The 16695-nt window shown below is 65.1% G+C and carries 17 protein-coding genes and 1 riboswitch; of the genes, 3 read left to right on the top strand and 14 right to left on the bottom strand.

Translation table 11 applies throughout. The features are described from left to right. The first annotated feature begins 43 nt into the window (after window positions 1–43). Complete coding sequence (locus OG874_RS18430; RefSeq protein WP_330256360.1) at window positions 44–838, top strand: FHA domain-containing protein; 795 nt, start codon at window positions 44–46, stop codon at window positions 836–838. A gap of 18 nt (window positions 839–856) precedes the next feature. On the opposite strand, the gene OG874_RS18425 is transcribed toward OG874_RS18430, so the two are convergent. The 14 genes from OG874_RS18425 to OG874_RS18360 form a co-directional block, all read right to left on the bottom strand. Beyond that, window positions 857–2191, bottom strand: coding sequence for an ABC transporter ATP-binding protein (locus OG874_RS18425; RefSeq protein ID WP_330256359.1), 1335 nt, complete (start codon window positions 2189–2191; stop codon window positions 857–859). 25 nt (window positions 2192–2216) lie between these two features. Continuing rightward, complete coding sequence (locus OG874_RS18420) at window positions 2217–3953, bottom strand: ABC transporter permease (RefSeq protein ID WP_330256358.1); 1737 nt, start codon at window positions 3951–3953, stop codon at window positions 2217–2219. Beyond that, window positions 3950–4123 (bottom strand): hypothetical protein, encoded by a 174-nt coding sequence (locus OG874_RS18415; protein ID WP_330256357.1) that lies wholly within the window; start codon window positions 4121–4123, stop codon window positions 3950–3952. The genes OG874_RS18420 and OG874_RS18415 overlap by 4 nt, the downstream gene beginning before the upstream one ends. Window positions 4124–4249: 126 nt before the next feature. Then, a riboswitch (M-box (ykoK) riboswitch) is annotated at window positions 4250–4420 on the bottom strand. A gap of 120 nt (window positions 4421–4540) precedes the next feature. Then, entirely contained in the window at window positions 4541–5167 is a 627-nt protein-coding gene (locus OG874_RS18410) for a TetR/AcrR family transcriptional regulator (protein WP_330256356.1), read from the bottom strand. Window positions 5168–5223: 56 nt separating this feature from the next. Beyond that, entirely contained in the window at window positions 5224–6543 is a 1320-nt protein-coding gene (locus tag OG874_RS18405) for a pyridoxal-phosphate dependent enzyme (protein ID WP_330256355.1), read from the bottom strand. Next, the gene (locus OG874_RS18400; RefSeq protein WP_330256354.1) at window positions 6543–8147 is read right to left on the bottom strand and encodes a decarboxylase; all 1605 of its coding nucleotides are present in this window, start codon (window positions 8145–8147) and stop codon (window positions 6543–6545) included. The genes OG874_RS18405 and OG874_RS18400 overlap by 1 nt, the downstream gene beginning before the upstream one ends. After that, the gene (locus OG874_RS18395; protein ID WP_330257328.1) at window positions 8144–9430 is read right to left on the bottom strand and encodes a heavy-metal-associated domain-containing protein; all 1287 of its coding nucleotides are present in this window, start codon (window positions 9428–9430) and stop codon (window positions 8144–8146) included. Before OG874_RS18395 ends, OG874_RS18400 begins: the two co-directional genes overlap by 4 nt. A gap of 2 nt (window positions 9431–9432) precedes the next feature. Beyond that, a complete protein-coding gene (locus OG874_RS18390) occupies window positions 9433–10770 on the bottom strand; it encodes an aminotransferase class V-fold PLP-dependent enzyme (protein WP_330256353.1) in 1338 nt (445 codons plus the stop codon). A gap of 124 nt (window positions 10771–10894) precedes the next feature. Further along, window positions 10895–11329 (bottom strand): CBS domain-containing protein, encoded by a 435-nt coding sequence (locus tag OG874_RS18385; protein WP_330256352.1) that lies wholly within the window; start codon window positions 11327–11329, stop codon window positions 10895–10897. Window positions 11330–11468: 139 nt separating this feature from the next. Further along, window positions 11469–12728, bottom strand: a complete 1260-nt coding sequence (locus tag OG874_RS18380; RefSeq protein ID WP_330256351.1) for a PucR family transcriptional regulator — start codon at window positions 12726–12728, stop codon at window positions 11469–11471. Window positions 12729–13030: 302 nt separating this feature from the next. Continuing rightward, complete coding sequence (locus OG874_RS18375) at window positions 13031–13333, bottom strand: hypothetical protein (RefSeq protein WP_330256350.1); 303 nt, start codon at window positions 13331–13333, stop codon at window positions 13031–13033. 53 nt (window positions 13334–13386) lie between these two features. After that, window positions 13387–13584 carry a hypothetical protein gene (locus OG874_RS18370; RefSeq protein ID WP_330256349.1) on the bottom strand — a complete coding sequence of 66 codons (198 nt, stop codon included), beginning with the start codon at window positions 13582–13584 and terminating at the stop codon, window positions 13387–13389. Between the two features lie 231 nt (window positions 13585–13815). After that, the gene (locus tag OG874_RS18365; protein WP_330256348.1) at window positions 13816–14052 is read right to left on the bottom strand and encodes a hypothetical protein; all 237 of its coding nucleotides are present in this window, start codon (window positions 14050–14052) and stop codon (window positions 13816–13818) included. A 203-nt stretch (window positions 14053–14255) separates the two neighbouring features. Then, window positions 14256–15053: an SAM-dependent methyltransferase gene (locus tag OG874_RS18360; RefSeq protein ID WP_330256347.1), complete on the bottom strand. Its 798-nt coding sequence runs from the start codon at window positions 15051–15053 to the stop codon at window positions 14256–14258. A 440-nt stretch (window positions 15054–15493) separates the two neighbouring features. Between OG874_RS18360 and OG874_RS18355 the strand changes: the two genes are divergently transcribed. Together OG874_RS18355 and OG874_RS18350 are read left to right on the top strand one after the other, a co-directional pair. After that, window positions 15494–15718, top strand: coding sequence for a DUF397 domain-containing protein (locus OG874_RS18355; protein ID WP_330256346.1), 225 nt, complete (start codon window positions 15494–15496; stop codon window positions 15716–15718). 88 nt (window positions 15719–15806) lie between these two features. Further along, window positions 15807–16694: a helix-turn-helix domain-containing protein gene (locus tag OG874_RS18350; protein ID WP_330256345.1), complete on the top strand. Its 888-nt coding sequence runs from the start codon at window positions 15807–15809 to the stop codon at window positions 16692–16694. The last annotated feature ends 1 nt before the right edge of the window (window position 16695 follow it).

The following is a 16695-nucleotide window of genomic DNA, read 5'->3' as shown; positions in this document are numbered from 1 at the left end:
GGGCCATCGCCTGACCGACGGCCCCGTCGTAAGGAGTGCGGCGATGGCCGATATGCGGGCGCAATTCGGCGTGCTCGGGCCGGTGCAACTGTCGATCGATGGCGTTGCGCAGCCGGTCGGCGGGCTGAAACAGCGTGCGGTGCTGGCATATCTGTTGATCAACGCCAATCATCCGGTCTCGGTGGACGCGCTCGCGCAGGCGGTATGGGAGCAGAATCCGCCCTCGGATGTGCGGGTGAGCCTGCACACCATCACCTCGAACCTGCGCAAACCGCTGCGTGCCGCGGGACTCGACGCTCGTGCCCTGCTCGCCCAGGTCGGTGCAGGCTATCGGATCTCGGTGACCGACGGGACGTGCGATGTCCAGCGGTTCCGAGCGCGCAAGGAGTCAGGAGTGCGGGCCTTGTCGGCTGGTCGATTCGCCGCGGCCAGCGAATCGCTGTCGAGTGCGCTCGGCCAATGGCGGGGCCCGGTGCTGGCGGATGTGCGTGGGCTAGGCTTCGCCGACGCCTACGCCGCCGCGCTCGACGACGAACAGAGTTCCGCCGGTGCGCGCGCCGAACTGCGCGACCAGCTGGGCGAGGTCTACCCGCTTTCGGGCTGTGTGACGCGGATCGGGCGGCTGCCCGATAACGACATCGTGCTCGAGCACGGCAAGGTCAGCCGCCAGCATGCCGTGGTCGTGGACAACGGGCTGTGCTTCGTGATCAAGGATCTGTGGTCGTCGAACGGTGTGTACATCGATGGCGTGCGCATCGTCGACAGTGTGGCATTGCGCGACGGTGCGACGGTCCGCATCGGTGACTTCGAATTCGTGTTCACTCTGATCGAGCAGTGAAAGCCGCCATATTTTCGGTCAAGCGGATCGCGTTGGTCGGGCGTCGAACAGATCAGCGGCCGGGTCGGCGGTGATCCGGTCGGAATCGGTGTCGTAGTCGTACAGTTCGGCGTAGCGACCCCAATCGATGGCGATATCCAGTTGGCGGCGGGCGTCTTCGGGGCCGAAGCCGCGGCGCAGCAGGTCGAGGAAGAATCCGGCGCGCAGGGTGCCGTCCCGGCTGCCCGCCAGCCCCTTGCAGATGGTGCGCACCAGTGGGGCGCGGTGGCGGGCCTGTTCGGCGAAGATCTGCTTACTCTGCTGGATATCGGCGGTGGTGAAGCGGTTGCCGATCTCGGTGAGCAGCACATCGCCGGATTCCACGGTGCTGAAGCCGAGCAGGGTGGCGGCGTCGACGAGGGGGAGCAGGTCGTCGATTTCGAAGTTGAGTTCGTCGGCGATATCCGGGAGGTCGGCGCGGCCGCCATTGGCGTAGACCAGTTCCACCAGACCGGCCAGGCCGCCGACGGAGGCGTCGGGCAGCGGGCGTGCGGTGGGCGTCGCGATATCCGGTGCGGGCGTGGCGGGTTGGATATCGCGACCGGTGAGCAGTCCATAGATTTCGTCGACGAGGTTCTCGAAGGCGGCGGTGCGGCGATCGCGCGGGCGCGGCTGGTCGACCGTGATCTCGGCGACGATGCGGCCCGGATTCGCGCCGAGGACCACCACGCGGTCGGCGAGCAGTACCGCCTCTTCGATGTTGTGGGTGACCACGCAGATCGACTTGGTCGGGAAACCATCTGTGGCCCAGAGGTTTACGAGTTCGGTGCGCAGGTTCTCCGCAGTCAGCACGTCGAGGGCCGAGAATGGCTCGTCCATCAGCAGTAGGTCGGGCTCGAGCACCAATGCCCGTGCGAAGCCGACGCGTTGGCGCATGCCGCCGGAAAGCTCTTTGGGATAGGCGGTCTCGAAGCCGTCCAGGCCGATCATATCGATGGCGGCCAGGGCGCGCTGCGTGCGTTCGGTGGGCGCCACATTGCGGGCGGCGAGGCCGAGCTCGACATTGCCCTGCACGGTCAGCCATGGCATCAGCGCGAAGGATTGGAAGACCAGTGCGGCACCGGGATTCGCGCCCTTGAGCTCGGTCCCTCGATAGCGGACCTGCCCGTTGGTCGGCGCGATGAGCCCGGCGATGATGCGCAGCAGCGTCGACTTGCCCGAACCCGAACGGCCGAGCAGCGCGACGATCTCACCGCTGTGCAGCTGCAGGTCGATACCGTCGAGCACGCGCAGTTCGTCGCCCGCCGCGCCGGTGAAGTATTTGCTCACACCGGAGATGTCCAGCAGCACTTCGCCATTGGTTGTCGCGGTCATGATCGACCTCCTGTCGAAACAGTTGTCATAGCGAATACCGCCGCTCGGCAAGGGCGTACAAGCGCCGCCAGAACAGCCGGTTGATGCCGACGACATAGATGCTCATTACGAGGACGCCGATGAGTATGCGCGGCAGATCGCCCGCCTCGGTCGCCTGCGCGATATACGAACCGAGCCCGGCCGCGACCAGCGTGGTGGATCCGTACTGCACCACCTCTGCGACGATCGACGCGTTCCATGCGCCGCCCGCCGCGGTGATACCGCCGGTCACGTAACTGGGGAAGATGGCGGGCAGGATCAGCTTGCGCCACCACAGTGCCCGTGGCAGTCGCAGATTCGCGGCCGCCTCGCGCAGATCGTTGGGCACCGCGCTGGCGCCGGCGATGACGTTGAACAGGATGTACCACTGCGCCCCCAGCGCCATCAGGATGGTCCCCGCCCAGTTCAGGCTCGCACCGCTCCACACGAGCGCTGCGGTGACCAGCGGGAACAGGAAGTTCGCCGGGAAGCTGGCCAGCACCTGCACGATGGGCTGGGCGATCCGGGATACCTTGGGGTTCAACCCGATCCAGACCCCGATGGGCACCCAGATCGCCGTGGCGACGATGAGCAGCACAATGACGCGCAGCAACGTCAGAAAACCCAATCCGAACGCATGCCCGACTTCGCCGAAGCCCGCGGTGGATTCGATGTAGGCGGCCACGCGATAGCCGCCGTAGCCGATCGCGGCGATCACTACCGCCGCGAACACCACATCACCGACGCGCCGCCGGGAAACCGGGGTGTGCAGCGGGTATTCGGCGAGTCCGAATACGCTCATCAGCCGATCCAGCGGTGCGACCAGCGGCCCGAGGATCCGGCCGAACAGTCCCGGAATATGTGAGCGCCGAAGTAGATCGAGCATGATGCTGCGCGGTGCTTCGGCGGCTTCGGAATCCTCGACCCGGAACCGCTGCGCCCAGGCCACGAGCGGACGCCAGAAGAAGAAGTTCACGCCGACGACCATGAGGATCATGACGCCGATCGCGATGAACACCTTGCCGAGTTCGCTGTTCGCGGTCGCCGTCGCGACATAGGACCCGATGCCGGGCAGCGCGTACTTGTGGTTGTTCACGCTGATCGCCTCCGAGGCGACCAGGAAGAACCAGCCGCCGCCGAAGCTCATCATGCCGTTCCAGACCAGCGGGATCATGCCGCTGGGCACATCCACCCGCCAGAAACGTTGCCAGCGTGACAGTCTCAGGTTGCGCGAGGCCTCGTCCAGTTCGCGCGGCTGGGCGACCAGGCTGTGGTAGAAGGCGAAGGCCATATTCCAGGCCTGCGAGGTGAAAATCGCGAAGACGGCGGCGGATTCGAGTCCGAGCTCCGAGCCGGGGAACAGTGCGATGAATCCGGCGACGGTGAAGGACAGGAAGCCGAGAATCGGCACCGACTGCAGGATGTCGAGTGCGGGCAGCAGGACGGTGCGAGCCCGGCGTAGTCGGGCGGCCGCGGTCGCGTAGACGAAGGTGAACACGATCGAGAGTCCGAGTGCGACGAACATCCGCAGCAGCGACCGGGCCGCGTAGTACGGCAGTTCGCCAGCATCGGTGGAAACCGTTGCGGGCGCGGAGGTTTGGTCGAACGGCACCGCGACGCTCGACGAGATCCGGATGACGCCCCAGATGAGTACCGCCGCACCGGCGAACACCACCACATCGGCCACCCGAGTGCGTGGCCGATCGAGGGCGTCGCGGGACGGGAACGAACGCAATGCGGTCATGCCCGCGCCCCATCCGTCTCGTCGACCGAGATATGCCAGCCGACGCTGGTCACCGACGGCTCCAAGCTCAGCCTGCTGACCGCCGATTCCATCTGCCGGTCATCGCGCTGATCCCCGGTGAGTTCGGCACGCGCACTGGAGGTGTCGCCGAGTGAATAGTTGGCTAACATGGGTTTCGTACTATTCCCGCCGGGCATCCGGCTCACCTCCTTCTTCCGATCATGCGCACGGCACAACCGCGCGCCATCAGTAATCGTCGCAGAGCGGCCAGGAGGAATCCGACAAACATGCCGGTGGTGACCCCTCCTCGTAAGACCTTTGGCACTTCACGGCGTGAACCCGACAATTCGGGAGCCAATCGGGATCAACCCTTAAGCCGGGGAGATCTGTCCTGACCCGGGGCGTCTCTCGACGTTCGGGGTCGCTGGCCTGTATCCGTGAAGGAGCCTCAGCGAACGATCGGCACCTTGCGCTGGCAAGTAAACACCCGACCCCCCGAAGTTGGCAACCCGACTGTGAGCGCGGTCGCACCGCGCGGTGCGAATGTGGTTGTCCGACAGAATCTGTCGTACCCGGCCGGGATCGGGTCAGGACTGATACATCGCGCGGTAGGCGGTGATTGTCGCCGTACAGTGGTCGATCACCTGCTCACGGGTGGCGCGCAGCGATCCGTTCAACCAGGCGGAGAACATGCCCGCATTGCCGCTGGCCATGGTGACCGCGGCCAGTCTGCGCCGCACCGGATCCTCGATATGGGCGAACAGGTGATCCTGCATGAGCCGGGTGAAGACCGGCATCACGGCGATGGTGGTCTGGCCGAGGCCGGTGCTCGAATACGGCTCGACCAGGAACAGCCGCGATTTGCGCGGATCGGCGAGCACCTTGTCGACCAGAATCTCCGACAGTTCGCGGTCACGGGAGGGATCCGCGGCCGCGAACGCGGTCATCGGCTCCAGGAATTCGTCGGCGACCTGGCGGTAGAGCACGTCCAGCAGCTCGTCGCGGCTGGTGAAGCTTTCATAGAAGTACCGGTCGGTGAGGTTGGCTTGCCGACATACCGCGCGCATGGTGACCCCGCTCGCGCCCGATTCCCCGATCAGGTCGAGTGCGGCCTCGAGCAGTGCGGCACGGCGGGCCTCCCTGCGCTCGGTGAGCGTCGTTCCGCCCCAGATGCGGGGACCGGCATCGTCGTCTGATTCCTGGTCTGTCTGCACCTGCTCACACTAATGCCTGGCCGTCAAGGCAGGACTACGCAGGCGATGCCCGGATTTCAGCCCCCGCGTTCCATCGCATATCCGGCATCACGCCATGCGACGATCCCGCCGCTGAGACTGGTGGCCTCGAACCCGTCCTGCCTGGCGATCGCGGCGAAGCGCAGCGACAATTCGCCGACCGGGCAGACGAACACCAGCGGCCGCGACCGGGAGAACGGGATGCCTTGGGCGAACATATCGTCGAGTTGGTCGTCGCGGATATTGATCGCACCCGGCACATGGCCGATCCGGTAGGCCATCGCGCCGCGGGTGTCGACAATGGTGGGCCGGTCGGTGCGATCCAGTTCGGCCAGCTCATCGGGCGAAAGGGCCGGGACGGCCGCGAGTTCGGCGGTGGTCGGCGCGCGGCGACGGTCGGCGCGGTCGAAGAGTTCGGGCCTGCGCTTCTTGATATACGACAGGTACGGTTCCAGTCGATCGCAGACGATGAAGACCGCCACCACCGGCTCATCCGACGTAGCAGCTTGCTCACCGAGGCTTTCCAGGGCAGCCGCATAGCTCGCGCCGCTGGTGGGACCGGCCAGGATGCCGAAACCGGTGGCGAGGGCAAGGGTCGCGTCCACCGCGCGGGCGGAGTCGATGGTGACGATGCGGTCGTAGAAGTCGGGTTGGAACAGCCCGACATCCCACATCTCGCTCTCCGAGCGGATGCCGGGAATGAAGTCCGAGCGATCGGAAACCACGGCGATGGTGCGCAATTCGGGATTGTGCTTGCGCAGGTAGGTGGCGGTGCCGCGGGTAGAGCCGGTGGTGCCGAGCCCGCCGACGAGATAGTCGACCCGGGTGATGCCGTCCGCGGCCAGATCCTCGTGGATCTCCCGGCCGGTGCCGTGGTGATGCGCCTCGATGTTCTTCTCGTTGGTGTATTGCGAGGGGTGGTAGTAGGCGCCCGGATCTTTGGCCATGGTCGCCTCGATCACCGAATACACGTCGTTCGGCGTGGTCGGATCCGGACATTCGGACAGACCGGGTAGCTCCACGATCTCGGTGCCGAACAGCTGCAGCAGATCTCGCACCTCGGCGACCTTGATCCGGTTGGTCACCGCGCGCAGGCCGATGCCGTGCACCGCGCCCAGAATCCGCAGCGCCTTGGCGGTATTACCGCTGGAGGCCTCGATGAGCCGCTGCCCGCCCGCGCGGATCTCATCGAGATCATCGCGAATCATGCCCCAGGCCACCCGGTCCTTGACCGAGCCGAAGGGATTGTGCGACTCCAGTTTCGCGTACAGCTCGACATTGGTCAGTCCGTGCACGGCCGGATCCAAGCGCAGCAGCGGTGTATTGCCGATCAGGTCGGTGATGTGGTCGTAGCGCATTACGGCGCTCCGGAGGATCGGGGCGGGGACGATCGGCGCGGCTGTGGTGGACGGCGCGGGCCGCGCGGGGTCGTGCGGCGCGGGGGCGGCAGGCCGACCGGAATGAGCGGTTCGTAATCGGTATCGCGGTACACCTGGAAACTGCCCGCACGATGCACGACGGCGAGTTTCGCAGGCAGCGGATGCATCGATGCCGACGCCGCGGACAGATCCATGTGATAGGCGGCGGTATTCGGGAAGACCACCAGATCACCCTGGCGCGGGCACTCGGATAACCAGACCTTGTGGTTGGTGATCAGATCGCGCTCCAGACACAGGCGTCCGGCGAAATACGCACCGACCGGACCGGATCCGGCTACCGGGCGCAGCGTCGGCATGGTGTCGGCGCCGTTGCTGGGCGGCCCCGTGATGGCACCGTCGGATCCGGGTGCGGTGCTCGGCATATGCGCGATACTCGGCAAGATCACCGGATCGACCATGACCTCCTGATCGGCCGGTGTCACCTGATCTCGGCTGAGATCGAGATTGACCAGCACCGTGCGATCGGCGAGTTCCTTGATGAACTCCACCCGCGCCACCGTCACCCCCGCATGATCGACCAACGCCTTGCCCGGCTCCAGCCAGATGTCGAGCATATTGTCCCCAGCTACCTGGGCCACCGTGCGACCGCCGTGACGCTCCAATGCGGCGCCAAGCAGATCGTCGAGCATGCGCGTCGCGGGTACGGTGTTCGCGTACTTGTGGAACACCGGAATCCCGTGCACCGCACCATTATCGACGTGATAGCCGAAGGTATTGTTCGACCAGCTCATCGGTTCGCCGCGGCCGAGCAGCGACTCGCGCAACGCGCGCACATACCCGTCGAACCGATCCGCGTCGGCGGTGAACACCTGCCGGAAGCCGCCGCCGATATTCAATACCGACGGGCCGAGTCCGTGCCCATATGCGCGCTCGACCAGCTCGAGGCAGGCGTCGATGGCCCGGATACGTTCCGCGGGCTCGCCAGAATCGATGTGAAAGGCGAAGCCCAGGAAAGCGATTCGCCGACGATTGGCCGAGAGCAGATCGAAGGCGCGATCCATATGTGCCAGCGGCACGCCGAACCGGCTGACCGAAGCGTCGTCGAAGCCGGAAACCCGCAGCAGCACCGGAACTCTCGCGCGATCACCGGCCAGTTCGGTGATCCGCCGCAACTCCCACAGATTGTCCACATTGATGGTGACGCCGCAATCGATCAGATCACGTAGGAACGCTTCCCCTTTCGGCCCGGTCACCTCGATGCGCATCGGCCCGAATCCGGCGCCGATGGCACTGGCCAGCTCAGGTGCCGATGCGACATCGATCGCGATGCCGGCGTGCTCGGCGGTACGCACGAAGGCGCGCGATTGATTCACCTTGTGCGCGTAGCAGATTCGGTAGCGCGCGCCGCTGGTGTCCAGCACCGCGCGGAACCGTTTCAGGTTTTCCGCGTAGACCTGCGGAAACAAGAGGTGGACCGGGGATCCGAAGCGAATCAGCGTCTCTTCGACGGCGTCGCGGGTATCGAGAAACGCGCGTACCAGCGGATGGATCTTCGCGGGTAGCGCCGGTAGCGGTGCCGTCATACCGCGGTTTCCGTGGGCTGAGACTCCGCGGCCGCCAACGCGCCCGACACGGGTTTCTCGGCCACCGGGTTGTAACCGCCATCGCGGATCGTCTCGAACGCGCGCGCCCGGTTGCGCGGACTTCGGAACTCCGCCACCACCCGCTTACTCGGCAGATCGATCTCGATCACCTTGATGCCCATCGACTCCAGCGCGCCGGTGATCGTGCGAACACAGTGCTGGCAGCTCATATCGGGCACATAGAAGATCTGGTCCTCGGCGGCGGCGGGGGCGTCGGCGGTCGACTCGTCGAGATCGGCGCTCACCTCGGTGATCCGGATCCGCTCGACGAGCTGTTCGAAGATCGCGACGAACTGGTCCACCACCACTGGCAGCAAGGTGTAGTGGCCGCCGCCGAGATGATGCGGCATGGCGGCCAGGCACGCCGGCCGGGTATTCGACGGCAGCAGCGCGTACTGACGGGAGATGAGGTCGAGGTCGTCGTGATACTTCGCGATGGCCGCGTCGACGCTCAAACCCTCCACCCGCGTGGCCCGCCGCATGACATTGTGCGCGTCCTCGATGGTGGCATCCTTCATCGCGCGCAGCGTCGCCACCGTGTCGGCGGTGTAGCGCACCGTGCCGTCGGGTTGGGCGGCCAGCGTCACCGGGATCATGCCACGCCGATAGGTGGAGGCCTGGAGCTCCCAGTACCAGCGGGTGGCCACCGCCGCGAAGATGCCGGAATCATGTATGCCCCTGGCGAATTCGGCCGCGCTGCGATATTGGGTCTGCCGGGCCAGCAGTGCGTGCTGGGCCAGTGCGCGCCCGGCCGCCTCGATGCCGACGCGGAAGATCTCGATCGGATCATGATCGGTGGTGGTGCCGTGGAGCACCGCGTGCTCACGCGAGCCCAGGCCGTCGACACGTTGGGCCAGTGTGGAATCGGCGGCGAGGGCATGCCAGAGCACCAGGACGGTTTCGCGCATGGCGATCGGCACCAGCGGCCCGAGTCCGTCCGCGCGGAAGTGGCCGGTGTTGGGGATGCCATCGCTGTCGGTCCAGGCGATCCGGTGTGATGCGCTGGTGACCTGGTACGGCTGGCACGGGCGCATGAATCGCTGCAGATACAGCCGCTGCGAGTAGGTGAGGTGGCTATTGGGCTCGGGACGCAGTGCGGCGCAGGTGTATTCGATATGTCGCGCGGGAGGGATGGTGATGGGGGTGGCGAACAGTCCGGGTTCGGTGAGCCCCGCCAGCACCCGGGACGCGGCCCGCCGGTCGTAGCGCGGGGTGTCGTCCATTCTCACATGACCTCCTCGGCAATCGTCGTGACGCATGTCGTGAAGCGGTCGATCTCGTCGAGGGTGTTGTAGATGTGCGTGCTGACCCGCACCGAATCCGTGCTGTCGGCATCACCCCCGGGCGTGCAGTGTAAGCCGGTGCGAACGAGAAAACCCAACTCGCTCAACACGAATCCGAGATCGGTCGAGGAGATGCCCGCGAGCGTGAAGGACACGATGCCGTAGCCGATCGCACACGGCGCGTGTGCGGGCCCGGGCAGGAATTCCAGGCCGGGCACCGGACGCAGATTGTCGATGAGCCGCAACGTGAGTGCGCGATTGTGCGCGGCGATGACGCCGACATCCAGGGACTCCAGCACCTCCAGCGCGCTGCCGAGAGCGAGGATGCCCGGAATGTTCTGGGTGCCGCCTTCGAGCAGTTCCGGCATACCGGCCGGAGCCAACCCGGTATCGGTGAGGCTGACCCCGGTATTACCGCCGGGCAGGAACGGCAGCAGCCGATCGTGAACCCTGCTGTGGCAGTAGAGGATTCCGGTGCCTGGGGCGCCGAACATCTTGTGCGCGGCGAAAACCGCGAAGTCGGCGCCGAGTTCGGTGACATCCACCGGTAGGTGTCCGCCGCTCTGGCTGCAGTCGAAGCACAGCAGAATTTCGGGATCGAGCTTGCCGCGCAACTCCTCCAGCGTGGTGAGGCCGCCGAACACGTGATGCAGATGGCTGGTGGTGATCAGCCGGGTGCGCGGGGTGAGTTTGGCCAGGATATCGGCGGTATCGGCTTCGCCGAGTTCGGTCACCCGATAGGGGACCAGTTCGATGTGACGGCCGAAGCGGGCCAGCACCTGCCGTAAGTGGTGCCACGGATGGACATTCGAGGCGTGATCGCGCGGGTTGTAGAGGATTTCGTCGCCGTCCTCGAGCACGGCCAGACCCCAGGAGAGCGCGACCGCGTTGAGTGCCGCGGTCGCGCCGCCGGTGAAAACCACTTCCTCGGGGTGCCGCGCGCCGATGAAAGTGGCGGTGCGAGCCCGGACCCGCGCCAAGCGCGTGGTCAGATCGGTCGCCCACGGGTAGGTGCCGCGACCGGCATTGGCGGTGCGCGAAGTGTGGTAGCGGTGGATGGTCTCGATGACCGGCAGCGGTTTCTGCGTGGTGGCCGCGCTATCGAGATAGACCTCGGTGGATTCGGCGAGCGCCGGGAAGAGTCCGCGCACGGTGGCGGCGGAAGGTGCTGATTCCGGTATCCGCGGGGCCGAGACCGGCGGCCGGGTGGTGGATGGCCGGGCTAGATGCGTCCCGGACGCAGGTGACACCAAGGTGCCGCTCCCTTCCGAGAACGCCATGGACGCCACCAACGATACGCACTTACCGTAGCGACTGTTTGCAGGTCGCTGGAAAAGGTCGGCTGCGAACTTCGAAGGTTCTCGTGGACAACGTATTTCGGAAGCCGCAGGTACCCGGGGCCCCTTAGTACTGTCCCTGCACGTATTCGACGAGCTGCTGGCGCTCGGTGGCCAGTTCGGAGATCGCGCTCTTGACGACATCGCCGATGCTGACGATGCCGATCAGGCGGCCCTCGTGGACCACGGGCAGGTGCCGGATGCGGTGCTCGGTCATCGTGCCGCGCAGACTGTCGACGCGGTCATCGGGCGCGCAGGTGTGCACATCGACGGTCATGATCTCCGAGACCGGGATATCGAGCAGATCGGAGCCGTGCGCGTGCAGACCGCGCACCACATCGCGCTCGGAGGCCATGCCGACGATCCGGTTGCCGTCCGGCGATACCACCACCGCCCCGATATTGTGTTCGGCCAGCGTGGCGAGCAAGGTGCGTACCGTGGTCTCGGGCGTGACCGTGGCCACGTCGCTGCCCTTCCTGCGTAAGATCTCCGCTATTCGCATAGTCCACCATCCAGATGTCGCGGCAGTTCCAGGATGACTCGTTCGTGATCTCGTGACCAGCACAAATCCGTATCAGGGTGGAGATGTTCAGAGGTGTCGACAGTTCAGACCTGGCACATAGTACAGCTGGAACGCGGATTCACAGCCGCCGGGCGACGCTGCGGTGGAGATCACGGGCGAGTAGGGCGATGGCCGCCTGTGAGATGCCGGCCGAGGTGGCCAGATCGATCGAGGTCAACTGGGCGATGCGGCGCAGCCGGTAGTCGACGGTATTCGGGTGCACGTAGAGCTGGCGCGCGGTGAGCTGGCGGTTCATATCGTTGCCGAGGTATGCGCGCATGGTGTCGGAGAGTTCGGGATGGGCGTCGAGCGGGTCGAGAATGGTGGCGAGGCGTCGGGTGGCGGGACCGCCACGGGTGAGTTGGTACTCCACGGCCAGGTCGGCCATCTGGTACAGGCCCGGATTGCGCCCGCCCACCCGCACCAGATTGAGTAGCTCGTGGGCCTGATCCGCGGCATCGGGTATCTGGTCGGTCTCGCTGGTGACCAGCGTCGCGGTGAGCGGTACCTCAGCGGATTCGGCCAGCAGCCCGAGTGTTTCGGTGGTCAGGATCGGCGCACCGTCCTCGATCGGGACGAGCAGCGTCCCACCCTTGGTGCTCAGTAGCGCCAGCACCCGCGATTCGAAGACGGTGGCCAGCTCCGACTGCAGCCTGCGTAGCTTCCTGCGGGCCGCGACTTGGGAATCGACTCGCGGATCGCGTTCGTCGGAATGTTCCGGAACCGACAGCGCCACTACCTGATATGAGTCGGCGATCGGGATGCCGGCCTGGCGGGCGAGCGCGGAACTGCCGCGTCCGCTCAACAGCGCCGACGCCAGGGTCTGCGTCGCGGTCTGGTGTTCTCTCGCGACCAGATGCTGTTCTTCGACATAGGCGTCCGAGACCGCCACGGTGATCGCCTCGAGGAGTTCGAGCATGAGATCGGTGGCGACGAGCAGTTCATCGATATCGTCGGCCTTGGCACGTGCGGTCACCAGTCCGAACGCGATGCGCAGTCCCTCGTGATAGGCGCGCAGGATGGTGCCGAGCGGCACCGCCTCGCGGGCCCACTGCGCGGCCGCCTCGCGGACCTCGCCGAGCTGCTCATCGCCGGGAACCGTTCGCTTGTCGAACATTTCGGCCGCCAGTGCCAGGCAGCTGCGGGTCAACTTGGTGACGTCGCCGCGCAACTGCTCGCCGGGCAGCGTGCGGCATGGCGCCATACAGGTGGCGAAGTAGCCGACCATGCGCGAGGCCACGCGGTCGGTGTTCATCAAGGGTATCGACGCGGGCTGCCCGCCGATCTCTAGGACAGGGTCCGTAGCTTCGACGGACAGATCCAGGGCGGAGAAGGTCATTCGCGTTACTCCAGTGCCACCTCGGACGTGATAGATCTGCGTCCGAATCGTTGCATCACTATACGAAAAGGTTATGAACCCGGGGAAGGTTCGGCTAGATCCATTGCGGGCCCGCATCGTTGTGCGTTGTGCACAAACGGGCCATGTGCCGTGGTGGGAAGCTCCAGCGCCGCCGCGAGTCGCCGAAATCCCGTGACCAGCCGCCTTAACGTTGGCGACGGATTCGGTGTTTGCGAGCGGTTCGCCTGCGTCGCCGGGCCGGTTGTCGGCAGCCCAGGAAGGTTCGAAATGACGCGACGTATTCATCGGAGATTGCCGCTTGCGACTGCTTGCAGGTCGCTCGAAACGATCAGTCGGAAAGCATTGTCCTGCACGGTGATCGATGGGGCCACCGTCTTGGCGGTCGGTTTCGGTCCAGGGGTTGCGGGGGCGGAACCTGCCATCACGCCGACAGAGCAGGGGCTCGCCGATTTCATCAGGCCGACCAGTACCTGAAATTCGAAGGGGGCGAGGGCGAAGTGGCGCGACTGGTCACCTTCGGTTCGACCCATCACGGCACCACTTTGCTCGGCATGGCTACGCTCGGGCGGGCGATCAACAATCATCCGAATCTGGTGTGTGCCTTCAACCCTTGGTTCATCGGCGGGGGCGGCGGAATCTAGGCCGCGCCTTGCTGATTGCGCAGATCGGTATCGTCTGCCACTGCGCCACTGCGGATTTCGTGCTCGATCGCGATGGCGGCGTAGTGCTGGCCACTGGCCCGTAATTCGGCGATGCGCCGCTGCAGCGCTTCGGCGCCGTAAGCGGCGGCGACATCGGCGATTCCGAGCCGGCCGGCAGCGTGCTGTCTGTTCATACGAACGCCCCTGTTGCCTCTGGCGCCGAGAAGGCCTGGTGGCGACGATGGCACTGGCTCCCGGATGCGAATCCCCTGGTTACTTGTCGCACACGAGTCTAGAGCGGTGTCTCGTGCAGATGCAAGCACATCCGCACGAACATCGGTGCGTGCGAAGTGATTTGGGGCTTGTCCGATTCGAGCCGGGTCTACGGGGCTGCTGGACGATTGCGGAGCTGTTGGCGCCGAACGTTATTCGTCGTCGAGTCCGGCCGATAGGTAGGCCGCGGCGGCGAGCCACTGGCGACATTGCGGACCGTGCACCTCGTGCAGATGCAGGATCTCGCGGGCCTGGCGATAGGTGAGACCGGGTGGTTCGGCGGCACAATCGAGCGGCGCGAAATCCGGCGCCGTGCATTGCCGCAGGGTGTCGATCCCGGAACCTCCGGCGATCGCGGCCCCACGCTGGGTTCGGAATGGCGTACTCATCTCGATCGCCCCTCGCGTCTGCCGTTGGGGAGGATGAATATGGTGACGCGAGGCGCGAACTCCCTGCGTACCTCCCCGATTGTGGCTCTGAGTTTAAGCTGTTGTAGCTTGCAGATGCAAGTACATTTGCACGAACGACCAATAGAAATATGAACGGCGGTCTCGGCCGGATGGCCGAGGACCGCCGTTGTGCCGCTTGGCGTTTAGGCCTTGCGCGCGACCGCGCCATAGGCGGAGATCGGCCGGGCCTCGCCCACTTCCGTCTGATCCGTGCGCCACTGGGTGATGGAGACGAATCCGGGCTGCACCAGTTCCAGACCGTCGAAGATCGCGCGAATCTCGGCCTGGGGGCGGGGAACGTAGGGGACGCCGCCGGTGCCGGTGTAGTTCTCACACAGCGTGACGTAGTCCTTACTGTCGTCGGTGCCGTCCCACATGACCAGGAAGCTGCCCGCGGGTACGGCATCGAGCACGGTGTGCACGATGCGCAGCAGTTCGTCGTAGGTCTTGGCGTGACCGAGCACGCCCATGAACATCACCCCGATCGGCTCGTTGAAATTGAGCACGTTCTTGGCGTCGGAGATGATCAGCTCTGGATTGTGGAAGTCGGCGTCGACGTAGGTGGTCACGCCCTCCGGAGTGGTGCTGGTGAGCAGCGCCCGCGCGGTGGCGAGCACCAGCGGATCGTTGTCGACATAAACGACCTTCGACTCGGGCGCTACGGCCTGGGCCACCTCGTGGGTGTTCTGCATGGTCGGCAGGCCGGTGCCGATATCGAGGAACTGCCGGATGCCCTGCTCGCCCGCCAGGTAGCGCACCGCGCGAATGAGGAACTGTCGTGACTGCACCGCCATGGTGGTGATGTCGGGGTCCACTTCGACGCCGGCGTCACCGGCGATCCGATCGATCTCGTAATAGTCCTTGCCGCCCATCCAGTAATTCCAGATTCGCGCGGAATGGGGGATATCGGTACGGATGAGCGGGCTGTGATCGTCGGACATGGGACTGGACTCCTCGGCGAACGGTATGCGGTAACCCGGATTGCTCCGGCGGCGGTGTCGCGAATGGCCGGCACATCCGATGTGCACTGTGACAGTACAAGATTCGATTCGACCGATCCGGTGGATCGAGTAGTTGATCACGTCTTTTCGCGGCGACGAGGCCGGCTCGCGCGGTGCGCATTGCCGGCGCTGTGCGGCGATGGTCTCGGCGTCCGTTCCGTCGAGAGGGCTTCGGTCGGAGACGGCACACGCGGCACATCCGTAACCGGTCGAACAGGGGTCACGAAGCGAACCGGCAGGTCTGAATTCTTCTGTGTCGCAAGGGGTGGACTTCATGCTATCTTGCAGATGTAGGTGCAAATGCAAGAACGTTTGAGCGCGCATCTGCAAGGCCGCTCGAGCGTACATCTCACACTGCAAGTAGCCGAGGAGTGGGAAAGATGTGGAACACCGGTACACACAAGATCAAGGGCGCTTGGCGCAAGAGTTCGTTCAGCGGTCCGTCCGGCGGTAACTGTGTGGAAGTCGCCGAGGCTTCGGATGGTCTGATCGCCGTTCGTAATTCGCGTGACCCCGAAGGTGGCATGCTCTTCTACACCCGACCGGAGATCGACGCATTCGTCCGCGGCGCGAAAGCCGGGGAGTTCGACGACCTGACTAGCTGAGCGGTAACATTGGCGATCGGTGCGGTGTGTTTCGAAACGTGGTATTTGTGACACACTGTGGTCAAACCCGAGTATCGGAGATGACTTCATGATCGCAGAACCCGATGACGACGGTCGTGTGCAATCGGTTGTCGTGGAACGTGGTCCAACGGTATTGCGGATCGCGCTGGGTGGTCAGCTGCGCGACCTCCGGGTGAAGAGAGGTATCACCCGGGAAGCCGCAGGTGACCACATTCGCGGTTCACACGCCAAGATCAGTCGTCTCGAGTTGGGTCGCACCGGTTTCAAGGAACGCGATATCCGCGACCTGCTGACCCTGTACGGCGTCTCCGACGCCGAGGAGCGGCAACGGTTCCTGGATCTGGCCAAGCAGGCGAACGAGCCAGGCTGGTGGCATCGCTACAGCGATTTGCTGCCGTCCTGGTTCGGCACCTACCTCGGCTTGGAACAGGCCGCCAGCAAGATTCGTACCTATGAGGCGCACCTGGTGCCCGGGCTGTTGCAGACCACCGAATATGCCAGGGCGGTAATGTCGCTCGGCTACGAGGACGCCGATATGGATCGGCGGGTTCAGGTCCGGATCCGCAGGCAAGAGGTGCTGCACCGCGCCGATCCGCCGACCATCTGGGCGATCATCGACGAGGCCGCGCTGCATCGCCCTGTCGGTGGGCCGCGCGTGCACCGGGAGCAGATGGAACACCTCATCGAGCTCGCGCAATTGCCGAACGTCACCGTGCAGGTCCTGCCGTACTCGGCGGGTGAGCACGCGGCGGCGGGCAGTTCGTTCAGCATCCTGCGCTTCGCCGAGGAAGAACTGCCCGATATCGTCTATCTCGAGCACCTGACCAGTGCGCTGTACCTCGATCGGAAGCAGGATCTGGCGTTGTACCTCTCGGTCATGGACCGATTGAGCGTGCAGGCCGAGCCGCCCGGCGAGTCGCTGAAGATCCTCGCCGAATACGCCAAGGAATCCTGAG

The organism is Nocardia sp. NBC_00565, assembly GCF_036345915.1.
GTDB lineage: Bacteria > Actinomycetota > Actinomycetes > Mycobacteriales > Mycobacteriaceae > Nocardia.
Note: the sequence above shows the minus strand (reverse complement) of the source record. Positions and strands in the feature narration are given on the sequence as shown.

Coding starts and splice junctions, on each gene's coding strand:
- OG874_RS18430 (WP_330256360.1), top strand. CDS start 44: ATGGCCGATATGCGGGCGCAATTCGGCGTGCTCGGGCCGGTGCAACTG.
- OG874_RS18425 (WP_330256359.1), bottom strand. CDS start 2,191: ATGACCGCGACAACCAATGGCGAAGTGCTGCTGGACATCTCCGGTGTG.
- OG874_RS18420 (WP_330256358.1), bottom strand. CDS start 3,953: ATGACCGCATTGCGTTCGTTCCCGTCCCGCGACGCCCTCGATCGGCCA.
- OG874_RS18415 (WP_330256357.1), bottom strand. CDS start 4,123: ATGTTAGCCAACTATTCACTCGGCGACACCTCCAGTGCGCGTGCCGAA.
- OG874_RS18405 (WP_330256355.1), bottom strand. CDS start 6,543: ATGCGCTACGACCACATCACCGACCTGATCGGCAATACACCGCTGCTG.
- OG874_RS18400 (WP_330256354.1), bottom strand. CDS start 8,147: ATGACGGCACCGCTACCGGCGCTACCCGCGAAGATCCATCCGCTGGTA.
- OG874_RS18395 (WP_330257328.1), bottom strand. CDS start 9,430: ATGGACGACACCCCGCGCTACGACCGGCGGGCCGCGTCCCGGGTGCTG.
- OG874_RS18390 (WP_330256353.1), bottom strand. CDS start 10,770: ATGGCGTTCTCGGAAGGGAGCGGCACCTTGGTGTCACCTGCGTCCGGG.
- OG874_RS18385 (WP_330256352.1), bottom strand. CDS start 11,329: ATGCGAATAGCGGAGATCTTACGCAGGAAGGGCAGCGACGTGGCCACG.
- OG874_RS18380 (WP_330256351.1), bottom strand. CDS start 12,728: ATGACCTTCTCCGCCCTGGATCTGTCCGTCGAAGCTACGGACCCTGTC.
- OG874_RS18375 (WP_330256350.1), bottom strand. CDS start 13,333: ATGATTGTTGATCGCCCGCCCGAGCGTAGCCATGCCGAGCAAAGTGGT.
- OG874_RS18370 (WP_330256349.1), bottom strand. CDS start 13,584: ATGAACAGACAGCACGCTGCCGGCCGGCTCGGAATCGCCGATGTCGCC.
- OG874_RS18365 (WP_330256348.1), bottom strand. CDS start 14,052: ATGAGTACGCCATTCCGAACCCAGCGTGGGGCCGCGATCGCCGGAGGT.
- OG874_RS18360 (WP_330256347.1), bottom strand. CDS start 15,053: ATGTCCGACGATCACAGCCCGCTCATCCGTACCGATATCCCCCATTCC.
- OG874_RS18355 (WP_330256346.1), top strand. CDS start 15,494: ATGTGGAACACCGGTACACACAAGATCAAGGGCGCTTGGCGCAAGAGT.
- OG874_RS18350 (WP_330256345.1), top strand. CDS start 15,807: ATGATCGCAGAACCCGATGACGACGGTCGTGTGCAATCGGTTGTCGTG.